Raw genomic sequence first — 22138 nt, 5'->3', positions numbered from 1 at the left:
GAAATAGCCGAACGTTCAGATCGAATTGGACGGTCGGCGGTTGGTCGCCGGGGATGTCCGGCATAAAAGAACGGCGGCCCCCGCGTCGCGGGAGCCGCCGCCGGTCGACCTCGGTGCTCAGCCGTTGCCGTTGCCCGCCTGCTTGTTGGCCTTCACCCACTCGGCCATCGTGTCCCCCGACATCGCCTGGTACATGACCAGCGCGTTCTCCCGGTCGGAGACGACGACCGACTCGCCGTTGATGGTCTGGCTGCCCAGGTGCGGGCTGGTGACGAAGGTCAGGTTCTCGCCGCGCAGGTTGCGGAACTGCACGGCCATGTCGGTCAGCGAGAAGCCCTCATCGACCGTGATCGCATCGGTGACCGACCGGAGGAAGGCGTTGAGCTTCGGCGGGTTGGTCAGCGTGCCGGTGCTCGCCGCCTTGTCCATCAGCGCCCGCAGGAACTCCTGCTGGTGGCGCATCCGGGCGAAGTCGCCGTCGGGGAACTGCTTGCGCTGGCGGATCCAGTCCAACGCCTCGGCGCCGTTCATGTGGTTGATACCCTCGGTGAATTCCCGGTACGGCTTGTGGATCGAGGTGATGGTCCGCTCCACCTTGAGGTCGACCCCGCCGAGGGCGTCGGTGACCTGCTTGAAGCCGGCGAAGTCGATCGCCATCACGTGGTCGATGTGCACGTCCGTGAAGCACTCGACGGTGCGTACCGCCAGCGGTAGCCCGCCGAACGCGAACGCTGCGTTGATCTTGCGTCGCTGGCCCGTCTCACACCCGGCGCCGGCGCTCTCGGGAATGGGCACGTACAGGTCCCGCGGGATGGAGACGAGGTACGCCTTCTGGTGGTCGGCCGGGATGTGCATGACGATGATCGTGTCGGCCCGCCACTTGCCGGCCTGGTCCACCGGCGCGTCCGGGTCCCGCGAGTCGGTGCCCACCATGAGGATGTTCATCGCGCCGTTCACGGCCTTGGCCGGTCGCCCGCCGGTGATCTCCGAGAACGGGTCGGTCCGGGCCATGTTGTTGTCGAGGCTGCGGGCGTAGAACCAGGCGCCCATGCCCCCGATCAGTGCCAACACCAACACGGCGATGCCGGTCACCAGGGCGATCCGGCGCCAGTGCGGGCGCGGCCCACGCGGTGGCCCGCCACCCGGCCGGCCCGGACCGACCGGCCCGCGAGGGCCGCCCGGACCGACCGGCGGGACCGATCCGTCGTCGTGCGCGGGAAGCCACCGGGTCTCGGCCGGCCGGGCCGCCCGTCCGTCGCCCCGACCCGGGCCGGGCACCGCGGCACGCCCGGCGCTACGGCGCAGGTGGATGACCGGCAGGGTGGCGGGGATGGTCGCTGACATGTAACTCAGGGTACGCAGCCCCGGCCAGTGTCGCCCTCGACGGCGAAACGCGCCGTGTCGCCGGCGGCTACGCCAGCCGGCCCCGGAAGTGCTCGATCGTGCGGCGCAGCCCAGCCTCCGGCGTCACGGTGGGCTCGTATCCGAGCAACTCGCGGGCCAGGGTGAGATCGGGGCGGCGCATCTCCGGATCGTCCGCGCCACGGGCGACGTAGGTCACCTCCGACTTGCTGTCGCAGAGCGAAATGATCGTCTCGGCCAGTTCCCGCATGCTCATCTCGTGCTCCGTGCCGCAGTTCACCGGGCCGCTCTCGGTCGAGTCCAACAGCAGCAGGATGCCCTGGACGAGATCCGCCACGTAGCAGATCGAGCGGGTCTGGTTGCCGGTGCCGTGCACCGTGATCGGCTCACCGCGCAGCGCCTGGGAGATGAAAGTCGGGATGGCGCGGCCGTCGTCCGGCCGCATCCGCGGACCGTAGGTGTTGAAGATGCGCACGATGGCGGTGTCCAGGCCCCGGCTGCGGTGGTACGCCATCGTGGCGGCCTCCGCGAAGCGCTTGGCCTCGTCGTAGACGCTGCGGATGCCGACCGGGTTGACGTTGCCCCAGTAGGTCTCCCGCTGCGGGTGCTCCTTCGGGTCGCCGTACGCCTCGGAGGTGGACGCCAGCAGGAACCGGGCGCCGTCGGTGGTGGCCCGCTCCAGCAGGTGCAGGGTGGCCACCGAGCCCACCCGCAGGATCTCCACCGGCAACTTCTCGAAGTCGGTCGGGCTGGCCGGGGAGGCCATGTGCAGGATCGCGTCGAACCGCTCCGCCAACGCCGGGTGGTCGGGCAGCCCGTCGGAGACGTCGGCCTCCACCAGGGTGAAGTTCGGAGTGTCGAACAGATGGGCGATGTTCTCCTTCGCCCCGGTCACGAAGTTGTCGAGCGCGACGACCGTGCAGCCCCGAGAGATCAGGGAATCCACCAGGTGCGACGGGACGAAGCCGGCACCGCCGGTGACCAGGACGCGGTGACCGGGGCCGTAACGCTGCTCAACCTTCATGCTGGTCAGCCTATAAGGAGAGCCCGCCTTGATCTCTCAGTGGAGGTCAGATCAGTTCCCGGTAGCGGCCCCGGTGGTGCAGCAGCGGCTCGGTCTCGTCCGCCAGTTCGACCCGCTCGATGGTCGCCTCGACGAGCAGGCCCCAGCCGTACTCCCGCGCGCCGTCGAGGCGGCAGCCGGCCCAGCCGCCAGCGACGTCGGCGGGCGCGGCGGCGGCGCCGGGCGGGTCGGCGGGCGTGGCGCGGGCGGGTCGGCGGGCACCGGCCCGTATGGCGTGTCGGCCCAGGTGCCGGTGGCGAAGAGGCCGCCGGGCGACGGAAACAGGCCGGCGAACCGGTCGGCGAGCTGCCGGTGCGGCGGGCCGAGCGGCGTCACGGCGAACACCCCGGCGTCCTCCACCGCAGCCCACAGCTCCGACTCCGCGTCGATGAGGCCGAGCAGCCGGCCCGGGTCGCCGTCGGCGACCAGGATCGACGACACCGTCAGGCCGGCGGGTCCGGGCGCCGTCCAGAGCGTGACCGGCGCGGCGAGCCGCCCCCGAAACCGGCGTACGGGTGATCGCTGACCTGCCGGCACGGCGAACGGGTCGGTGTGGTGGATCTGGGCACCCGGCTCATGATTCACGTGAAACATTGTGACCCGTCCGGCCAGCCCACGGGCGCGCGCCCAGCGCACTTGTCAAGACGTCGTCGATCTCAGCGCCCTTGACCGGCGCCGCCGCCTCCGTGTCCCTGCCCGGCGGCCTGCCCCGTGCGGCAGCGTCAGCGGCGTGGGGTGATCAACGCCAGGAGTTCGGGTTGCCGGCGGTCCAGCACGTCGCCGGCCAGGTGCGCGCCGAGTAGTGCCGCGCCGACGCCGTACGCAACGCCCAACGGCAGGCCCAGCCAGAGCCAGGTGTCGCCGAGCAACGCGGCGGCGAGGATCATCGGTACGCCGATCGCGGCGGTGGCGAGCATGGCGAGCAGGGTCAGCAGGCCCTTGACCACGCCGGCACCGCTGTTCATGGCGAACGGGTTGCTCGTCTCCGGCAACGAGTACGCGCCGAGCACCGAGACGAAGGAGTTGACCGCCAGCCCGGCACCGTACGTGGCGACCAGCGTGCCCGCCATGAATCCGATCCACGCCGGCTCGCCCAGCACCAGTGCGATCACCACGGCGACCACCGCCAGCATGGGCAGCACGTACAGCGAGAAGGCGGCCATCCGGGCATGCAACTCCAGCCGGCCGGTCACGCCGGTCACCACGTTGGCGGCGTACGCGCTGCCGTCGAAGCCGAACTGGTTGGCCAGCGTCACCGCGGCGAGCAGCCCGACGAAGAGCATGGACAGGCTGACCAGCACGGGCGACGAACCGCCGGACGGGGTGAAGCCCTCACTGTCGATCGTGAAGCCCTGCCCACCCAGGTTGACCATCACCGGCACGAAGAGGCCGACCACCGCGATGGTGATCAGGTTGGCCCGGCGTCGCGCGTCCCGCCACCAGTAGCGGGCCTCCCGGGCGACAAGCGCGCCGAACCGGTCCCGGCGCAGCCAGCCGGCCGCGCGGGGAAGAGTTGGGCCACCACGCCGCCGGCCACGCCCGCCCTGGCCCGCGCCGGCCCGGAGCTTGCCGCGCCCACCATCGCCGACTCCAGCGAGCGCGACCACCAGGCCAGCAGCGCGACGATCGTCACCGCCGTGATCAAAAGCTTCAGTGGCGCGGCCCAGACACGGCCCTGCGCCATGTCGATGCCGGCGGTCCACGGGGCGCCGAACGGGGTCCAGCCGATCACCGTGGCCACCCCGGTGAGCCGGTCCCAGTCGGCGTCCTGGATCGCGGCCAGGCCGGCGATCTGCAGCGGCCCGAGTAGCGCGGCAGCCAGGGCGAGCAGGACGGCGGCCAGGTCGCGTACCCGGCGGGACCGGAGCATGGAGGCGAAGGCACTGGTCACCGCGCGTGCCGCGGCGACGCAGAGGAGCAGGCCGGCGACCACCCCGACGGCGGCGACCACGGCGGCGGACCAGCCGCCGAAGACCCCGGCGGTGACCACCAGGCCGGAGAGCGCCACCAGCACGGCGACCGTGGGCACGCTCACCAGCGCCGCCGCGAACAGCCCGGTGACCAGGGCGCGCCGGGGCAGCGGCAGCAGCGCGAAGCGGGCCGGGTCGAGCGTCTCGTCGACGCCGAAGAAGACCAGGGGCAGCAGCAGCCAGCCGAGCACCGTCAGCCCGCCCGCGATCGCGGCGACCAGCAGCGCGTACCGGTCGTCGCCGGCCAGCCCGGGTGCCGCCAGGCCGAAGAACGCGCCGACCGCGAACCACAGCCCGAACAGCGAACCGACCAGGAACAGCGCCACGCGCCAGCCCTGGCCGCGGAAGTTGTTGCCCATCACGCGCAGCTTGAGCCGGACGAAGTGCCGCGCCGAGACACGTCGCACCGGGGTCGCCGGTGCGGTCACCGGGACAGCCACGCCAGCTCCTCGCCGGTGGCCGTACGCCCGCCGACCACCTCGACGAAGACCTCCTCCAGGGAGCGGTCGCCGCGGACCTGCTCCAGCGTGCCGACCCGCTTGATGGTGCCGTCGGCGAGGATCGCCACGTGCGTGCAGAGTCGCTGCACGACCTCCATGACGTGGCTGGAGAAGACCACCGTCCCGCCGCCGGTGACGTACCGCTGGAGGATGTCCCGGATGAGCGCCGCCGAGACCGGGTCGACCGCCTCGAAGGGTTCGTCCAGCACCAGCAGCCGGGGGCCGTGCAGCAGCGCGCAGGCCAGGCCGATCTTCTTCTTCATGCCCGCCGAGTAGTCGACCACCAGGGTGCGGCCGGCGTCGGCGAGGGCGAGCACGTCGAGTAGTTCCGCCGCGCGCTGGTCGACCACCGCCGGATCCATGCCGCGCAGCAGACCGTGGTACGCGAGCAACTCGCCGCCGCTCAACCGGTCGAACAGGCGTACACCGTCCGGCAGGACACCGAGCAACTGCTTCGCGGCGACCGGATCGGTCCACACATCCCGCCCGAGCACCCAGGCGCTCCCGGCGTCGGGTCGCAGTAGCCCGACCGCCATCGACAGGGTGGTGGTCTTGCCGGCACCGTTCGGGCCGAGCAGCCCGTAGAACGAGCCGGCCGGGACGTCGAGATCCACGCCGGCCACCGCGACCTTGCCGTCGAAGCTCTTGGCCAGGCCGCGTAGCGCCAGCGCCGGATGCTCACCAGTCATGCGCCCGACCGTATCCGGTCCCGACCAGTGCCCCACCCCGCCGGGGAACGATCCGGAACTCATCCGCGAGTCGTAGGCCGCCCCGCCCGAGGTGCCGGCAGGGGGCCTTCCTCACAGGCGGAGGGCGTCGGGGGCGTGCAGCCGGAGCATGGTGCGACCGATGTCGGCCGGGGCGCGGCGGCGGGTGGCCAGGGAGACCACGAACATCACCGTGAAGGCCAGCGGCACCGTCCAGGCGGCCGGCTGGGCGGTGAGGGTGGCCGGCCAGCCGGTCAGCGGCGGGCCGAGCACGGTGACCAGCACCGACGTCACCGCGGCGCCGCCACCGACCAGGATCCCGGCCGCGGCTCCGGCGTCGGTGAGCCCTCGCCACCAGATGCCCAGCACCAGCAGCGGGCAGAAGCTGGACGCGGCGACGGCGAACGCCAGCGCCACCACCTGCGAGACGTCCAGCCCGGAGACGTTCAACGCGAGGACTGTCGGTATCACGCCGGCGATCAACGTGGCCAGCCGGAAGCCGCGGACCGAGCCGCGGCCCAACACGTCCGTGGAGATCACCCCGGCGACGCTGGTGAGCAGCCCGGACGAGGTGGACAGGAAGGCCGCGAACGCCCCCGCGGCGACCAGGGCGGCCAGCAGCCGGCCGGTGGTCCCGGCGCCGAGCGCCGCCTCGGGCAGCAGCACCACCACCGCATCGGTCTGACCGCTGACCAGCAGCTGTGGGGTGTAGATCCGGCCCAGCACGCCGTAGATCGTGGGCAGCAGGTAGAAGACCCCGACCAGGGCCAGCACCACCAGGGTGGTGCGGCGGGCCGCCGCGCCGTCGGGGTTGGTGTAGAAGCGGACGAGTACGTGCGGCAGGCCCATGGTGCCGAGGAAGGTGGCCAGGATCAGCGAGTACGTGGCGAACAGCCCCCGGTCGTCGGAGCCGGCGGTGCTGGGCAGCAGCCAGTCGCCGGCCCTGGTGGCCACTCCGGACACCTCGGGCACCGGTTCGCCCTCGGCGAAGCTCAGCTCGTCGCCGGGGCGTACCTCCAGGGTCTGCCCGTCGGGCAGGGTGAGGACGGCGCGGTGCTCGACCACGACGGTGGTCGCCGTCCGGAACGTGGGCCCGTCGGGCGGGGTCACCGCCGGTCGGCTGTCGGCCTGCCACTGCAGGGCGAGGAAGATCGCGGGTACGGCGAGCGCGGTCAGCTTCAGCCAGTACTGGAACGCCTGCACGAAGGTGACCGCCCGCATCCCGCCCAGCGCCACGTTGGCGGTGACCACCGCGGCCACCAGCAGGGCACCCACCGGGTACGGCGCGCCGGCCAGGGTGGCCAGCGTCAGCCCGGCGCCCTGAAGCTGCGGCACCAGGTAGAGCCAGCCGATGAAGATCACGAAGACGGTGGCCAGGGTCCGCAGCCGCCGGGAGCCCAGCCGCAGCTCGCAGAAGTCGGGCAGGGTGAACGCGCCGGAGCGGCGCAGCGGCGCGGCCACGAACAGCAGCAGGGCCAGGTAGCCGGCGGCGAAGCCGACCGGATACCAGAGCACGTCCACGCCGTACTTGAGGATCAGCCCGGCCACACCGAGGAAGCTCGCCGCCGAGAGGTACTCGCCACCGATCGCGGCGGCGTTCCAGGTCGGGCTGACCACCCGGGAGGCGACCAGGAAGTCGGAGGTGGTGCGGGCCAGCCGCAGCCCGTAGAAGCCGATCGCGAGGGTGACCAGGGTGACCGCCACGATCGCCGGTACGACGAGGCCGTTGCCCACCTCAGCGCTCCGGCCGCTGGATGAGGTCGGTGAAGTCCTGCTCGTTTCGTTCGGCCAGCCGCACGTACGTCCAGCCGACGGCGACCAGGAACGGGAAGGAGAGCACCCCGAGCAGCAGCCACGGCAGGTTGACCCCGAGCACGGTCATCCGGCCCACCGAGGGGGCGATGGCGAACAGCCAGGGCAGCCCGCCCAGCCCGACCAGCACCACCGCCGACAGTTGCAGGGCCAGGGCCAGCTGCGCCCGGACCAGGCCACGGACGAGCGCCTCGCCGACCCGGGTCTGCTGGGTCAGCTCGGTGCGCGCCCCGCCGCCCGGTGCTGCCGGCGGGACGCCTCGGCGAGCACCACTCGGGTACGTGCGGGCGGTGCCGGCCTCGCGGGCTCATCGGCGGCCCGGAACGGTTCGGGTCGGCGGGGTGCCGGCGCTGGTTCCTCGGCGGCCATCCCGGCAGTCTCGTCCGCCCGACCGGAATGTCAAGAGCGCGGTGGACAACCTGTGGACAACGCTTCGGGCCTGTGGACAAGTCGGTGGACACCGGTGCCCGGTCAGCGGCTCCACTCCTGCTTGGCAGCTCGCACCAGCTTGTCCTTGAGCTCCCGGGTGTGCCGGCGGCTCACCGGCAGTTCCGTGCCGTCGACCACCACCACGTACCCGGAGTTGACCAGTCGTAGCTCGGCGATCAGCCGCAGCTGCACCAGGTACGACCGGTGGATCCGGACGAATCCCGCGTCGGCCCACCGTTCGGCGAGCGTCGCCAGCGAGACCCGCACCAGGTGCGATCCCTCCGCGGTGTGCAGCCGCGCGTAGTCGCCCTGCGCCTCCACCCAGCGCACGGCCGAACGGGGCAGCATCCGGGTGGTGCCGGCCAGCTCGACCGGGATCGTCGGATCCTCCTCGGCCCGGGCCAGCGCGGCCGGGTGGGCGGGCACCACCCGCGGACCGACCACCCGGCGCAGCGCCTCGGCCAGCCGCTCCGCGCGTACCGGCTTGCGTACGTAGTCGGTGGCGCCCAGGTCGAAGGCGTCCGCCGCGCCGTCGTCGTACGCGGTCACGAAGACGATGGCGGGTGGCCGGGCGAAGCGGCGTAACACCCGGGCCAGCTCCATTCCGTCCAGGCCGGGCATCCGGATGTCGAGGAAGACCACATCCACGTCGTCGTCGCGGAGAACCCGCAGCGCCTCGGTGGCGTCGCCGGCCGTGTGCAGCCGGGCCACCCGGGGATCGGCACGCAGGTGGTACGCCAGCTCGTCCAGCGCCGGTGGCTCGTCGTCCACCGCCAGCACCCGGAGGAAGCCCGGCGCGGCCATGCCGCCGGAGCCGGTCATGAACCCGCCCGTACGCCGGGGTGGAACTTCGGCACCCGCATGCTCACCTTCGTGCCCGTTCCCAGACCGGTCTCGACGACCAGGCCGAAACCGTCTCCGAAGACCGACCGGAGCCGCTCGTCGACGTTGGACAGGCCGACGTGCTGCCCCGGATCGTCGCTCGGGTCGCCGGCCGGCCCGGCAAGCTCGATGATCCCTGCGGTCAGCGTGGCCGGATCCATCCCCACTCCGTCGTCCTCCACCGTGATGTGGCATTCGGCGCCCGCGTCCCGGGCCTCGATGCTCACCATGCCCGTGCCCGACTTGCGCGACAAGCCGTGGCGGACGGCGTTCTCGACGAGTGGCTGGAGGCAGAGGAACGGCAGGGTCACCGGCAGCACCTCGGGGGCGATCTGGAGCCGCACCTGGAGGCGGTCGCCGAACCTGGCCCGCTCGATGGTCAGGTAGCGGTCGATCGACCGCAGTTCCTCGGCCAGCGTGGTGAACTCACCGTGTGCCCGGAACGAGTAGCGGGTGAACTCGGCGAACTCCAGGATCAGTTCCCGGGCCCGCTCCGGGTCGGTGCGGACGAACGAGCCGATCGCGGTCAGGGCGTTGTAGATGAAATGCGGGCTGATCTGGGCGCGCAGTGCGCGCACTTCGGCCCGGGCCAGCCGCTCCCGGGACGAGTCCAGCTCGGCCAGGGCGAGCTGGCTGCCGGCCCAGTGCGCCGTCTCCAGGGTGGCCTGCACCAGGCCCGGAGCCGGTGCGCCGTCGGTGATGGCGACCAGCGCGCCGACGATCCGCCCCTCCGCGCCGCCCAGCGGGGCCACCACCGCGCCCCGGACCGGGCAGTCGACCCGGTCGCAGGTCAGCTCCGACTCGCCGAGCACGGTGGAACGCTCCGAGTCGACCACCCGCCGGGCCGCCGCGCGCAACTGCTCACCGTGGTGCGCGCCGCGCCCGTCGAGGGCGAGCAGTTCGTCGGCGTCGGTCAACGCCAGCCCGTCCGCGCCGACCAGGGTGCGCAGGTGGCGGGCGGCCTTCGCCGCGGCGGCCGGGTTCAGCCCGGCCCGCAGCGGCTCGGCGGCCAGCCCGGCGGTGTGCAGCACCTCGTAGGTGGCCCGCTGCCCGGCCGTGGCGATGCCGCGCCGCCCCCGCAGCCGGCCGACGGCGAACAGCGCCCCAGCCAGCACGGTGACCAGCGAGAAGACTCCGACGACGGCGGAGAGGTTGCCACCCACGTCGACGATCCTGCTGGTTACGGCGGCTGTGGGAAAGGGTTGGGGGTCAGTACGCGCCCTTGCGCGCCACCACCACGCCGACCGTGCGCCACAGGATGCTCAGGTCGTACGCCAGCGACCAGTTGTCGACGTAGTAGAGGTCCAGCCGGACCGCCTCGTCCCAGGACAGGTCGGAACGGCCCGATACTTGCCACAACCCGGTCATACCGGGACGGACCAGCAGGCGCCGCCGCACATCGCCTAGGAAGTCGCCGTCGTCGGCGGGCAGCGGACGCGGCCCGACCAGGGACATCTCACCCTTGAGCACGTTGATCAGCTGGGGCAGCTCGTCCATCGACGACGCGCGCAGGATGCGGCCCACCGGGAAGACCCGCGGATCCTGCTTCATCTTGAACAGCATCCCGTCGGTCTCGTTCCGGTCGACCAGGCTGGCCAGCCGGTCCTCGGCGTCGACGTACATGGTGCGGAACTTCCACACCCGGAACGTCCGCCCCTCGTGCCCCACCCGTGGCTGGCGGAAGAAGACCGGACCCGGGTCGGAGATCCGGATCGCGATCGCGACGGCGGCGAAGACCGGCAGCAGCATGAGCAGGCCCAGCCCGGCGGCGACCCGGTCCAGCATGTTTTTGGCCAGCAGCGCCGGCCCGGACAGGGTGGGCTCCTCGACGTGCAGCAGCGGCAGGCCCTCGATCGGGCGGATGTGCACCCGGGGGCCGGCGATGTCGGTCAGCTGCGGGGCCACCACCAGGTCGACGCCCGAGCCCTCCAGCTGCCAGGCGAGCCGGCGCAACTCGCCGGGCTCCGCGCTGGCCGAGCCACAGACCGCGATGGTGTCGGCGCCGACCTCGCGCACCAGGGCCAGCACGTCGCGGCCCGCGTACACCGGGACCGGGGTCTGCACTCCCTTGGCCGCCGCGTAACCGTCCGTGATGTGGATGGCGACCGGGACCAGCCCGGCGGCGGGTGTACGGGTGACCGCGGTGTAGACCTCCAGGCACTCGGGCAGGGTGCCGACCAGCACCATCCGGTGCGCCGCCTGCTGGATGTTGCGCCGCACGGTGTGCAGCACGAAGCGGGCCAGGATCCGGCCCAGCAGGATCAGCAGCAGGGCCAGCAGCAGCGCGGTGCCGACGGTGAACCGGGACAGGTCGGTCTTGGTGGCGAAGGCGATGAACGACACCGCCGCGCAGACCGTCACCCCGGCCCGGATCACCCGCTTGAACTCGTCCGGCCCGAGCCCGAGGCAGCGGCGGTCGTAGGCGCCGCTGAACCAGAGGATGACCAGCCAGCCCATCGGCAGCAGCAGGAACGCCACGGTGAAGAACCAGGTCGGGTCGTTCTGAGCTTGGTGGAAGCCGGCCGTGGCCTGGTCGAAGGTGCGGATCGCGGTGAAGCTGGCGAAGGCCGCGGCGGCGAAGTCGAGCAGCAGCAGGATCGCCGTGTAGGGGCGGTGCCAGCGGGAGACGCGCCGCCGGGCCCTGGCCCACGCCGACCGTGGTACGCCGTTTGTGGACGGCGGGTTCGGCGGCTGGATCTCGAAGCTGTCGACGTGCCGCACGAGTTCGCTCCGGCCTTCGTTGGTCACCGGGCGCTGGAGGCTGGTCGTCACCTCACTCATGTCCTCCCGCATGATCCGCGCCGTTCACTCCCCGTGACGGCTCGGATCGCCCACCGTTCCAGTTTCCCACGCGAGTTCCGTTCCGTCGCCGACCCGGGTGACATTGTGCGGCGGTCCTGTTCCCGCCTGGAATCTGGCCGGCTCCACGCCGTTCCGAAGCCGGGGACCGGGCCACTATACCGATGGATGGCAGCCCCGGTAGAGCGCCGGACCGGTGGTTGCGTACGCCTCGTCCGATTCCGCTCCGTAGTCGTCGAATGATGTTACTCACCGTACGAGTCTGGACAACCGTCGGTCAGCAAGCGGCTTGCCCCCGGTCTGACAGGTCGGGCAGTACTGGAGGCTGGAGTCGGCGAACGAGACCTCCCGGACGGTGTCCCCACAGACCGGGCAGGGCAGGCCGGTGCGGGCGTGCACCTTCAGCCCCGAGCGTTTCTCGCCCTTCAGCTCCGCGGCCCGCTGCCCCAGCGACCGGGTCACCGCGTCGCCGAGCACCCGGCGGGTCGCGGCGTACAGGGTCGCCATCTGGTCGTCGGTCAGCCGGTCGGTCAGCGCGAACGGCGACAGCTTCGCCGCGTGCAGGATCTCGTCCGAGTACGCGTTGCCCACCCCGGCGAGCACCGCCTGGTCGGTGAGCACCCCCTTGACCTGTCCCCGGCGGCTGCGCAGCGCTCCGGCGAAGGTGGCCAGGTCGGACGCGAGGGCGTCCGGCCCGAGCTTGGCCACCCCGGGCACCACCGCCGGGTCCGTCACCAGGTAGGCGGCGAGCTTCTTCTGCGTACCGGCCTCGGTCAGGTCGAAGCCGGAGCCGTCGTCGAGGCGGACCCGGAGCGCGATCGGGCCCTTGCCCGGGCGCAACGGGGCGGTCGACGCGAACGCCTCCCGGTAGTGCAGCCAGCCGGCCCGGGCCAGGTGGACCACCAGGTGCAGGCCGCCGTCGAAGACGACGTCGAGGAACTTGCCGTGCCGTCGGGCGTCGGTCACCGCCCGGCCCGCGACGGCGGTCGGGGCCGGGTCGTACGTCTTGAGGGCGCTGATCGCGGAAACCTCCAGCCGGTCGACCCGCCGGCCCACCGCGCGCTGCCGCAGGTAACCCGCGAGCGCCTCCACCTCCGGTAGTTCGGGCACGTTGCCAACGGTAGCGTCTGCGAGCGTGAGAATCGTGGTGGCGCACAACCGGTATCGGGAAGCTCAACCGTCCGGCGAGAACATCATCGTCGACGCGGAGATCGCCCAGCTCACCGCCGCCGGGGTGGAGGTGGTGCCGTTCCTGCGCAACTCCGACGAGATCCCGACGATGCCGAGGACGGCGAAGGCGCTGCTGCCGATCTCCCCGATCTATGCGCCCCGGGCCCAGCAGGACCTGGGTCGGCTGCTCACCGAGCACCGTCCGGACGTGCTCCACCTGCACAACCCGTACCCCCTGCTGTCACCCTGGGTGGTGCGGACCGCGCACCGGCACGGCGTGCCGGTGGTGCAGACGGTGCACAACTACCGCCAGGTCTGCTCCTCGGGGCTGTACTACCGCGACGGCAAGATCTGCCAGGACTGCCGGGGCCGGGCACTGGGCGTCCCGGCGGTGGTGCACCGTTGCTACCGGGGGTCGCGGGCGCAGAGCGCGCTGATGGCCACCACCCTGGCGGTGCACCGGGGCACCTGGCGGTCGGTGGACCGGTTCATCGCGCTGACCAGCGCCGTCGCCGACCATCTGCGTGACTACGGCATCCCCGACGAGCGGATCGTGGTCAAGCCGAACGGCATCCCCGACCCGGGCAGCCCCGCGCCGCTGGGCCAGGGTTTCCTCTTCCTCGGCCGGCTCTCTCCCGAGAAGGGGCTCGGCCTGCTGCTGGAGGCGTGGCGGCGACACCCGGACGGCGCGCTGGGTCCGCTGCGGGTGGCCGGTGACGGCGAACTGCGCCCACTGGTCGAGGCGGCGGCGGCCGAACGCGCCGACGTCACTTTCCTCGGCCCGCTGGACCGGGCCGGAGTCCGCGACGCGCTCACCGCGAGCGCCGTGGTGCTGGCGACCTCCACCTGGCACGACGTGCTGCCGACCGTGATCATCGAGGCGCTGGCCAGCGGTCGCCCGGTGCTCGGTACCGCGCTCGGCGGCATCCCCTACCTGGTCGGCGCGGACACTCCCCGGGAACCCGCCGGCACCGGCCCGGCCGTGGTCGCCTCGGTGCCCGCCCTGCCGGCCGGAGTCGTGGCCGGTGAGGCCGGCTGGGTGGTGCCGCCGGATCCGGCGGCGCTCGCCGCCGCCCTGCCGGCCGCCGCAGCCGCGGCCAGCACACTCACCGGCGCTGCCCGGTCCCGCTACGAGCGGATCTTCCACCCCGACGTGGTCACCAAGCAACTCCTCGACGTGTACGCGGGCGTCGCCCGCTCTTGATCGACTCCGTTCCGCCGAGCACAGGACCACCCGAGCACAGGACCACCCGAGCGCAGGACCACCCGAGCGCAGGACCACCCGAGCGTCGATCATGCAGTTGTGGTCGGCGCGAAGCGGCATGAAAGGCACATAAAGGCAACCACAAGTGCATGATCGACGATGCAGCGGCCTGTCGATCACCATGGCGGGGTTCCCGGTCCAGAGGCTGTCTTCGAGCGACGAACCTCTGTCTGTAGTTCCTGGGCGACGCGGATGACGTTGCCGGCGGCGATCGACACGAGCCGGCTCCTGGCGATTCGGTCGGCGCACCCGAGGACGGAGCCGCGCAGGTGCTCCAGCAACTAGCGGGACGGACGCCAGTGCAGGCTCCCGACTGCGAAGCCCACGGCTATACACGCAGGCACCCCGACTACCCAGAGGCTGATCCGCTCACCGGGCTGGAACAGCGACGGAACAAGCAAGATCAGCACCGATGACGACACGGCCATGCCGAGCAGGCACACCACGAACAGCACGGTCTCTCTGGTCATCACAACTTCCCTAGAGCGGACGGAGACGTTGCACCCCTCGACCGTACTACCGGGGACATCGCTGGCCTTGACCGTGAAGGAATCGACCAGCTCAAGATCCTTGGTTATCCGGCGCGGTCGATCGCCGCCGGCACGGTCACCAGCGTCAGCTACAACGCCGGCGGCTTCGGCCACCATGCGATCGTCACCCACGCCTCGCTGCGGCTCAGCGCAGCGAGGCGCGGGCCGAGAAGGCGATGCTGGCGAGCAGGAAACCGCCGTTGACCACGGTGAAGCCGACGACTACCCAGAAGGCGAGCGCCGGGGCGAGCGCCAGCACCAGGGCGGCCACGAAGATCACCGCGCCGTAGTCGCGGATCAGCTTCACCAGGCGTACCGGCAGCGAGGTCGAGGTGACCATGCTGGCCGCGTTCGGGCCGGACTGCATCACCGAGGTGACCAGGTTGACCATCCAGGTGCCGGCGAACGCCGCCACCAACCACGTCGCCGTCCCCGGCCGCTGCGCCACGACCGTGGCGGACAGCGCGGCGACCAGAGCGATCTGGGCGGCCACGTCGCAGAGCACGTCGACCCGGGCGCCGGCCGCGCTGCCCTGCCCGGTCACCCGGGCCAGCTGACCGTCGGCGCAGTCCAGGGCGTACGCGACCTGCCAGCCGACCAGGGCGACCAGCCCGACCATCCGGGCCGACACGTCCCCGGCGGCGACCGGACCGGCCAGCGCGATCACGGTGACCGAGGTGGCCAGCCCGAGCAGCAGGTTGGTGATGGTCAGCACGGTCGGACGGAGCCCGAGGCGCTGGGCGACCAGCGCGAAGACCGCGCCGATCCACTGGCTCACCGCCTCGCTGAACAGGCCACCGCCGCGGTTCACCCGATGGAAGTCGGCGACCGTGGGATGCGAGGGGTCAGCCAAGGTGCTCACGGAGGGCGTCAACGTAGTCTCCCAGCCGGGTGCGAAGGTCGTCGTCGGACAGCGCGAGGTGTTCGAGGATGGTGTAGCGGTCCGGCCGGGTCCGCGGCGCGAAGGCCACCGCCTCGACGAACTGCTCGTCGGTGAGCCCGAGGTCGGTCGGCCGGGTGGACAGCCCGTGCCGGTGCAGGCAGCGGGCGAGTTGGCCGAACCGTTCCAGGTCGCCGCGGAGGAAGGTGCAGAACAGCGCGCCCAGACCGGCCTGTTCGCCGTGCGAGGCGACGCCCGGGTGGAGGCGGTCGAGGGCGTGCGAGATCTCGTGGTCGCCGCCGCTGGCCGGCCGGCTGGAACCGCAGATCGACATCGAGATGCCGCCCAGGATCAGCGCCTCCGCCAGGGTGATCAGGAACCCGTCGTCGGTGATCTTGCCGGGATGGTTGACCAGTGCTTCCGCGCCGGTGCGGGCCAGGGTGACGGCGAGGCCATCGATCGGCTCGCCGCGTACCTCGTGGGCCAGCTCCCAGTCGGCGCAGGCGCTCAGGTTGCTCACCGCGTCGCCGATGCCGGCCTGGGTCTGCCGGTCCGGCCCGTTCTCCACGAAGTCCAGGTCGACCAGCACGGCGATCGGGATGTGTACCCCGTACGAGCCCTTGCCGCCCTCGTGGGTCAGCGACGCCACCGGTGAGGCGATGCCGTCGTTGGCGAGGCTGGTCGCGACGGTGACCATCGGCATGCCGTAGCGGGTCGCGGCGTACTTGGCGGTGTCGATGGTCTTGCCCCCGCCGATGCCGACGACCGCGTCGTAGTTGCGACGGCGCAACTGGTCACCCAGCTTGTTGGCGGAGTCGATGCTGCCACCGGCGACGGTGAAGACGTCGGCCGACCCGAGTGAGGGCCGGCACAACTCGACGATCTTCTCGCCCTGGCCCGGGCCGACCACCACCGCGACGTCGCCACCGCCGGAGATCCGCCGGTCGGCCAGCAGCGCGCCGAGGTTGGCCACCGCACCCCGCCGGACCTCGATCGACAGCGGCGTGGTGACGGTGCGGGCTAGTAACGGCACGCGATCTCCCGCGCCCGGGCCAGGTCGGCGTGATCGTCGACCTCCACCCATGCCACGTCCCCGATCGGGGCCGGCCGCACCTCGCCGCCCCGATCGGCGAACTCCTGGTACCCGTCCTCGTAGTACAGGTCCGGGTCGCGCCGCCAGGTCGCCTCCAGCGCCTCGGCGAGCGCCCCGGCCACGTGCGGTTCGATCAGGGTCGCCCCGATGTACTCGCCGTACGCCTCGCCCGGGTCCATCAGCTTCGTGATCCGGGTGAGCTGGCCGGCGGCGTCGAAGGTGGTCTTCATCTCCTCCTCGGCCAGCGGCTTGATGGCGTCGATCGCCAGCAGCAGACCCGGACCCTGCTCGGCCAGCAGGGTCTTCTCCACGCTGACCGGGTGCACGGTGTCGCCGTTGACCAGCAGCACCCCCCGGGCGAACCAGTCGCGGGCCAGCCAGAGGGAGTAGGCGTTGTTCCACTCCTCGGCCTTGTCGTTGTGCACCAGGGTGATCGTCACGCCGTGCCGTCGCTCCAGGTCGGCCTGGCGTTCGCGGACCGCGTCTGCGGCGTAACCGACCACCACCACGACCTCGGTGAGCCCGACCTCGGCCAGGTTGCGCAGCGCGATGTCGAGGATGGTGATCTCGCCGTCCACCGGCACCAGCGCCTTGGGCAGCGTGTCGGTGTACGGGCGCAACCGACGGCCCGCGCCAGCTGCCAGCACCATTCCGACCATGCCGGCATCAGTTCCTGTTCTCGCTGCGTTCACCGAAGGAGGATAGCGCCGCCGGGGAGGCGGCTGCCGCCGGTCAGCGGGCGATGCCCCGCACCGGTTCGAGGTGCCCGCCGACGATGTCCGGTCTTGTCCTGGAAACCTCCGGGGCCCACCATTGCGGGTAACCGGGTGCAGCCGTCCCAAAGGGGTGATGTGTCATGCAGGTTCGGGAAGCAATGTCCAGCGAGATCCTCGTGGTCGGTCCGGAGCACACGCTCCGCCAGGCGGCGCGGATGATGTCCGAGCGCGGCATCGGCTCGGCCGTGGTGATCGACCCGGATTCCGAGGGGATCGGGATCATGACCGAACGCGACGTGCTCAACGCGATCGGAGCCGGTCTGGACTGCGACGTCGAGCGGACCGGTGCCCACCTGACCTGGGACGTCGTCTACGCGGGGCCGGAGTGGACGATCGAGGAAGCGGCGGCGGCGATGGCTCGGGGCGGCTTCCGGCACCTCGTCGTCCTCGACGGTCGTGAGGTCGCCGGCGTCATCTCCGTACGCGACATCATGCGGGTCTGGGCGGCCAGCCGGATGGTCGGCACCGGCTGACCACGTTGCGCTGCCCTGACATCGACCGGCGCCCACCACCTCGGTGACCGTCGGTAATTCACACGGTCTGTGACCCTCGCCGCCTCCGACCGATGTCCACCTTCCATGAAGCAGAGCAAGCCTGGAGCGGGCAGGTCGGCGATCGCGGGGTTGATCAGATTGGCCACCGCGCGTACCCGTTCACCCGTCCCGGTGGCTCAGGATGCGGACATCGCCGTGCCGTCCGCGTACGCGCCGCCTCCGCCCGTACGCTGAACAGCCATGACCGCCCAGCAGCTGATCTCCTTCGCCCGTGGCGCGCCCTCGCTGGACATCGTCGATGTCGAGGGGCTCAAGGCCGCCGCCGTCCGCGCCTTCGACGCCGACCCCGCCGGGGTGACCGCCTACGGCACCTCGGTCGGCTACGTCCCGCTGCGAAAGTGGATCGCCGAGAAGCACGGGGTCGAGGCGGATCAGGTGTTGGTCACCAACGGTTCGTTGCAGGCCGACGCCTTCCTCTTCGACCACCTGGTCCGGCCCGGTGACGCGGTGGTGGTGGAACGTCCCACCTACGACCGCACCCTGCTGAACCTGAAGCGGATGGGCAGCGACCTGCACAGCGTGACCATCCAGCCGGACGGCATCGACACCGCCGAGCTGCGCAAGCTGCTGGAGTCCGGGGTGTGCCCCCGGCTGGCGCACGTCATCCCGAACTACCAGAACCCGGCGGGCGTGACGCTGTCCCTGGACAAGCGCCGTGAGCTGCTCGACCTCGCCGCCGAGTTCGGCTTCACGATCTTCGAGGACGACCCGTACGCGGACATCCGGTTCCGCGGCGAAGCGCTGCCCTCGATGCTGTCGATGGACCCTCGCGGGGTCGTCGTGCACGCGTCCAGCTTCACGAAGACCGTCTGCCCCGGGGTGCGGGTGGGTTACCTGGTGGGCCCGGCGGACCTGATCGGCGACATCGCGAAGAAGGCCACCAGCCTCTACATCTCCCCGGGCATGGTCTCGCAGGCCATCGTGCACCAGTTCTGCGTGTCGGGGGACGTCGAGCGGTCGATCGACACGGTCCGGGCGGCCCTTGGTGAGCGGGCCACGGTGCTTGCCGGGTCGCTGCGCCGGCACATCCCCGAGGCCCGGTTCGTGGAGCCGGACGGTGGCTACTTCCTCTGGGTCGAGTTGCCCGAGGACGTCGACGTCGACCGGCTCGCGCCGGCCGCGGCCGAGCGGGGCGTCGCGGTGGTCAAGGGCAGTGACTTCGTCCTCGACGGTGGGCGGCACGCGCTTCGGCTGGCCTACTCGGCGGTGACGGCGGACCGGATCGACGAGGGTGTCCGGCGACTGGCCGAGGCGATGGATGCGGTCCGCACCTGAATTTCTGTCGGGTTTCTGACAGAACGGCGATCCTTGCCGCCCTGGGGCTCCCGCTGGGGCGGCTCGCGGCCCACAATGCTGCGAGCGTCACTCACCACGTGCATTGGGAGATCGGGCCGGCTCAGGCCGCTGCGGATCCCGTCCCGGTGTGGCCCGGCCGCCCGGCACGCCGGTGTGACGCGGCAGCACAACCCCGCCCCCACGGCGCCGGGTGGGCCGGATCGCCCCTCACCCCCCGATGCGGTCCGGCCCGCCCGGCGCCACCCCTGCCGCGCGGAACGGCCGTGCTCAGCCCGGCGGCGTACCCTGCAAGCCGCAGGCCGGTGCGGGAGGGGGCGTGATGACAGAGCGGGTGCAACCAGGGTCGACGACCTCCCCGGACGGCCCGCCGCCCGATGCGGGCCGGGCCGGATCCCGCAACGGCGGCCGGGCACTGCGGCCCCGGGACTGGTCACCCGTGCGGGCCATGACGCGTCGGCTCAACCCCGACGGTTCCCAACCCGCGCAGACACCGGCCGGCCTGCGACGCAGCGCGGTGGTCGACTGCGCCCTCTACCTCGACGGCCGGCGACAGGCCGGCGACTGGGACTACGCCGCTGCGCTGGCCGCCGCCCGCAGCGCCGAGACCGGCTTCGTCTGGCTCGGGCTGCACGAGCCGGAACTCGCCGAGATGACCGAGATCGCCACCACCTACGGGCTGCACGAACTGGCCGTGGAGGACGCGGTGAAGGCCCACCAGCGTCCGAAACTGGAACGCTTCGGCGAGGTCAGTTTCCTGGTGCTGCGCACCGCCAGGTACTGCGAGCACACCGAGCTGACCGAGAACTCCGAGGTCGTGGAGACCGGGCAGGTGATGCTCTTCATCGGCCCGCACTTCGTGATCAGCGTCCGGCACGGGGACGCCTGCCGGCTCGCGCCGGTCCGTGAGGAGCTGGAGACCCGGCAGGACTTGCTGCTGCACGGCCCCTGGGCCGTCGCGTACGCGATCACCGACCGGATCGTCGACCTCTACCTGGAGGTTGCCGACCAGTTGGAGGACGACATGGATGTGCTGGAGACGGAGGTCTTCGACCGGCAGGCCAGCGGCCGGATCCAGCGGATCTACCAGATGAAGCGGGAGTTGGTGGAGTTCAAGCGGGCGGTGATGCCGTTGCAGCGCCCGCTGCTGGTGCTGACCACCCAGATGAACCGGGACGTGCCGAAGGAGGTGCGCCGTTACTTCCGTGACGTGCAGGACCACCTCAGCCGCACCGTCGAACTGGTCAACTCGTACGACGACCTGCTGAACTCGATCCTCCAGGCACGGCTGGCCCAGGTGACCGTCGACCAGAACAACGACATGCGCAAGATCGCGGCGTGGGCCGCGATCGCCGCCGTGTGGACCGCGATCGCCGGCATCTACGGGATGAACTTCGAGTTCATGCCGGAGCTGAAGGTGACGTACGGCTATCCCGTGGTGCTGGCCCTGATGCTCGGCATCTCGCTGGCCCTCTACCGCTGGTTCCGCCGCAACGACTGGCTCTGAGCGCCGCCGCCCGCCGCAGGAGCGGCGGGCGGCGGGGACGGCCGGTTCAGGAGCGGCCGTTGGAGTTGCTGGCCGACTTGTTGGCGGCCTTGCTCACGTCGTCGGCGGGTCGGCCGCTGCCGGTGCGGGCGCCCTCCGCGACCGACGGGACCTTCTCGGTCGGTGTCACCTTGGACGGCGCGGTCGCCGTGGTGGTGGCGGAACCGTCGCCGCCGGCCACCGCCGAGCTGCCCGCTCCGGTCGAGGCCTTGCCGGCACCGGCCGGCCCGGCCGTGCGTACCTCGATCGTCTCCACCTCCTCGTGCATCGGCTCCAGCGCCGTCCGTGCGTCGTACTCGGCCCACTCCTGCTGCTCACGACGACGCCGCAGGGCCACCGCACCGGCCAGCCCGGCCACCGCACCGGCGGCGAACAGCCCGGCCGTCATGACCCCGCCGCGGCGGGACTTCTTCTTCGCCTTCATCTTCTTCGCCTTCCTGCTGACCGCGGCCTGCTTGGCGGCGGCGGCCTTCTTTCCCGCAACGGCTCTGCCGGCCGCCTCGGCCTGCGCGTGACGCACCGCGAGCGTCATCGGCGCGAGCGCCGCGACGGTCGTCGCGAGGCCGCTCGACGCGCGGTCCCGCACGATGACGGCCGTCGGTGCCACCGCGCCGCGGGCCGCGTGAACCCGCGGGCCGACCGTGTCGCCGGCCCCCCGCGTCGCGTGCGTGGCGGCCTGCCTCAGGTGACCGATGCCGCGGTTCAGCTCGGCCCGGGCCAGTTGCCCCTGGGTCTTGCGCCGCCGGATTCCAAACACGGTCCCACCTCCTGGGAGTTGCTCGCTCTCATCCTCCACCTTTGGATGCCTCCGCATGTCCAGATCGGGCACATGGGAGGATCCGCATGGAACTGACCAACGAGTAAGGAGTACCCGTGGCCGAGGCTGTCTACGCCACCGTGCACACCAACGCCGGCCCGATCCGGCTGGAACTCTTCGCCAACCACGCGCCGAAGACCGTCCGCAACTTTGTCGAACTGGCTGAGGGCACCCGCGAGTACACCGACCCGCGGACCGGGCAACCGGGCAGCGGTCCGTACTTCGACGGCACCATCTCGCACCGGGTGATCGGCGGGTTCATGGTCCAGATGGGTGACCCGACCGGCACCGGCCGCGGCGGGCCGGGTTACACCTTCGCCGACGAGTTCCACCCCGAGCTGCGCTTCGACCGGCCGTACCTGCTGGCGATGGCGAACGCCGGGCCGGGCACCAACGGCTCGCAGTTCTTCATCACCGTGTCGCCGACGCCGCACCTGAACAACCGGCACACCATCTTCGGGCAGGTGGCCGACGAGCAGTCCGCGAAGGTCGTCGAGGCGATCGCCAACACCCCGACCGGCCCGAGTGACCGCCCGTTGCAGGATGTCGTCATCGAGCGCATCGAGATCGAGCGCTCGGCCTGACCCGGGTCGAGGTCCAGCCCACCGGTCGGGCCTGGGCGCGGGTGGGACGGCACAGCCCGGGCTACGGCAGGGTCGCCCGACCGGTGGATCGAGGTACCTTTGCACGC

At 71.7% G+C, this 22138-nt stretch carries 18 protein-coding genes and 3 pseudogenes; 5 read left to right on the top strand and 16 right to left on the bottom strand.

All coding sequences use genetic code 11. From position 1 onward, the window contains the following. Positions 1 to 117: 117 nt before the first annotated feature. The 11 genes and pseudogenes from KIF24_RS29130 to KIF24_RS29080 all read right to left on the bottom strand — a co-directional run bounded on the left by KIF24_RS29130 (position 118) and on the right by KIF24_RS29080 (position 12634). A complete protein-coding gene (locus tag KIF24_RS29130; RefSeq protein ID WP_221086747.1) occupies positions 118 to 1344 on the bottom strand; it encodes an LCP family protein in 1227 nt (408 codons plus the stop codon). A 67-nt stretch (positions 1345 to 1411) separates the two neighbouring features. Next, positions 1412 to 2386, bottom strand: a complete 975-nt coding sequence (locus KIF24_RS29125; RefSeq protein WP_221086746.1) for an NAD-dependent epimerase/dehydratase family protein — start codon at positions 2384 to 2386, stop codon at positions 1412 to 1414. A 46-nt stretch (positions 2387 to 2432) separates the two neighbouring features. Then, positions 2433 to 3061, bottom strand: a pseudogene (locus KIF24_RS29120) (flavin reductase family protein). 86 nt (positions 3062 to 3147) lie between these two features. Then, positions 3148 to 4835 (bottom strand): annotated as a pseudogene (locus KIF24_RS29115) (ABC transporter permease). After that, a complete protein-coding gene (locus KIF24_RS29110; RefSeq protein ID WP_221086745.1) occupies positions 4820 to 5584 on the bottom strand; it encodes an ABC transporter ATP-binding protein in 765 nt (254 codons plus the stop codon). Before KIF24_RS29110 ends, KIF24_RS29115 begins: the two are co-directional and overlap by 16 nt. A 111-nt stretch (positions 5585 to 5695) precedes the next feature. Continuing rightward, positions 5696 to 7336: a sodium/solute symporter gene (locus KIF24_RS29105; RefSeq protein WP_221086744.1), complete on the bottom strand. Its 1641-nt coding sequence runs from the start codon at positions 7334 to 7336 to the stop codon at positions 5696 to 5698. A 1-nt stretch (position 7337) separates the two neighbouring features. Then, positions 7338 to 7687 (bottom strand): annotated as a pseudogene (locus KIF24_RS29100) (hypothetical protein). Positions 7688 to 7885: 198 nt separating this feature from the next. Next, entirely contained in the window at positions 7886 to 8647 is a 762-nt protein-coding gene (locus KIF24_RS29095; protein WP_221087609.1) for a LytR/AlgR family response regulator transcription factor, read from the bottom strand. A 14-nt stretch (positions 8648 to 8661) separates the two neighbouring features. After that, the gene (locus tag KIF24_RS29090; protein WP_221086743.1) at positions 8662 to 9888 is read right to left on the bottom strand and encodes a sensor histidine kinase; all 1227 of its coding nucleotides are present in this window, start codon (positions 9886 to 9888) and stop codon (positions 8662 to 8664) included. A gap of 46 nt (positions 9889 to 9934) precedes the next feature. Then, positions 9935 to 11506, bottom strand: a complete 1572-nt coding sequence (locus KIF24_RS29085; RefSeq protein WP_221086742.1) for a sugar transferase — start codon at positions 11504 to 11506, stop codon at positions 9935 to 9937. Between the two features lie 267 nt (positions 11507 to 11773). Continuing rightward, positions 11774 to 12634: an Fpg/Nei family DNA glycosylase gene (locus KIF24_RS29080; protein ID WP_221086741.1), complete on the bottom strand. Its 861-nt coding sequence runs from the start codon at positions 12632 to 12634 to the stop codon at positions 11774 to 11776. 25 nt (positions 12635 to 12659) lie between these two features. On the opposite strand from KIF24_RS29080, the gene KIF24_RS29075 reads away from it, so the two are divergent. Continuing rightward, on the top strand, positions 12660 to 13898 hold the full coding sequence (locus tag KIF24_RS29075) for a glycosyltransferase family 4 protein (protein WP_221086740.1): 1239 nt from the start codon (positions 12660 to 12662) through the stop codon (positions 13896 to 13898). Between the two features lie 341 nt (positions 13899 to 14239). Here KIF24_RS29075 and KIF24_RS29070 read toward each other — a convergent pair whose 3' ends face one another. Genes KIF24_RS29070 through KIF24_RS29055 form a run of 4 tightly spaced genes read right to left on the bottom strand, consistent with a single transcriptional unit; the run spans position 14240 to position 17120 of the window. Next, positions 14240 to 14620: a hypothetical protein gene (locus KIF24_RS29070; protein ID WP_221086739.1), complete on the bottom strand. Its 381-nt coding sequence runs from the start codon at positions 14618 to 14620 to the stop codon at positions 14240 to 14242. 13 nt (positions 14621 to 14633) lie between these two features. Next, positions 14634 to 15350 (bottom strand): CDP-alcohol phosphatidyltransferase family protein, encoded by a 717-nt coding sequence (locus KIF24_RS29065; RefSeq protein WP_221086738.1) that lies wholly within the window; start codon positions 15348 to 15350, stop codon positions 14634 to 14636. Next, positions 15334 to 16401, bottom strand: coding sequence for an iron-containing alcohol dehydrogenase family protein (locus KIF24_RS29060; RefSeq protein ID WP_221086737.1), 1068 nt, complete (start codon positions 16399 to 16401; stop codon positions 15334 to 15336). Before KIF24_RS29060 ends, KIF24_RS29065 begins: the two co-directional genes overlap by 17 nt. Further along, positions 16389 to 17120 (bottom strand): phosphocholine cytidylyltransferase family protein, encoded by a 732-nt coding sequence (locus tag KIF24_RS29055; RefSeq protein ID WP_221087608.1) that lies wholly within the window; start codon positions 17118 to 17120, stop codon positions 16389 to 16391. Before KIF24_RS29055 ends, KIF24_RS29060 begins: the two co-directional genes overlap by 13 nt. A gap of 197 nt (positions 17121 to 17317) precedes the next feature. Between KIF24_RS29055 and KIF24_RS29050 the strand changes: the two genes are divergently transcribed. From KIF24_RS29050 to corA, 3 genes are all read left to right on the top strand, one after another. Then, the gene (locus KIF24_RS29050) at positions 17318 to 17710 is read left to right on the top strand and encodes a CBS domain-containing protein (protein ID WP_221086736.1); all 393 of its coding nucleotides are present in this window, start codon (positions 17318 to 17320) and stop codon (positions 17708 to 17710) included. A 261-nt stretch (positions 17711 to 17971) separates the two neighbouring features. Further along, entirely contained in the window at positions 17972 to 19066 is a 1095-nt protein-coding gene (locus KIF24_RS29045; protein WP_221086735.1) for an aminotransferase-like domain-containing protein, read from the top strand. A gap of 466 nt (positions 19067 to 19532) precedes the next feature. After that, the gene (gene corA, locus KIF24_RS29040) at positions 19533 to 20591 is read left to right on the top strand and encodes a magnesium/cobalt transporter CorA (RefSeq protein WP_221087607.1); all 1059 of its coding nucleotides are present in this window, start codon (positions 19533 to 19535) and stop codon (positions 20589 to 20591) included. A 46-nt stretch (positions 20592 to 20637) separates the two neighbouring features. On the opposite strand, the gene KIF24_RS29035 is transcribed toward corA, so the two are convergent. Beyond that, entirely contained in the window at positions 20638 to 21444 is an 807-nt protein-coding gene (locus KIF24_RS29035; RefSeq protein ID WP_221086734.1) for a hypothetical protein, read from the bottom strand. A gap of 59 nt (positions 21445 to 21503) precedes the next feature. Here KIF24_RS29035 and KIF24_RS29030 point away from each other — a divergent pair, with 59 nt between their 5' ends. Continuing rightward, the gene (locus tag KIF24_RS29030; RefSeq protein ID WP_221086733.1) at positions 21504 to 22031 is read left to right on the top strand and encodes a peptidylprolyl isomerase; all 528 of its coding nucleotides are present in this window, start codon (positions 21504 to 21506) and stop codon (positions 22029 to 22031) included. Positions 22032 to 22138: the final 107 nt, after the last annotated feature.

The sequence above is a fragment of the Micromonospora tarapacensis genome, from assembly GCF_019697375.1.
GTDB classification, from domain to species: domain Bacteria; phylum Actinomycetota; class Actinomycetes; order Mycobacteriales; family Micromonosporaceae; genus Micromonospora; species Micromonospora tarapacensis.
Note: the sequence above shows the minus strand (reverse complement) of the source record. Positions and strands in the feature narration are given on the sequence as shown.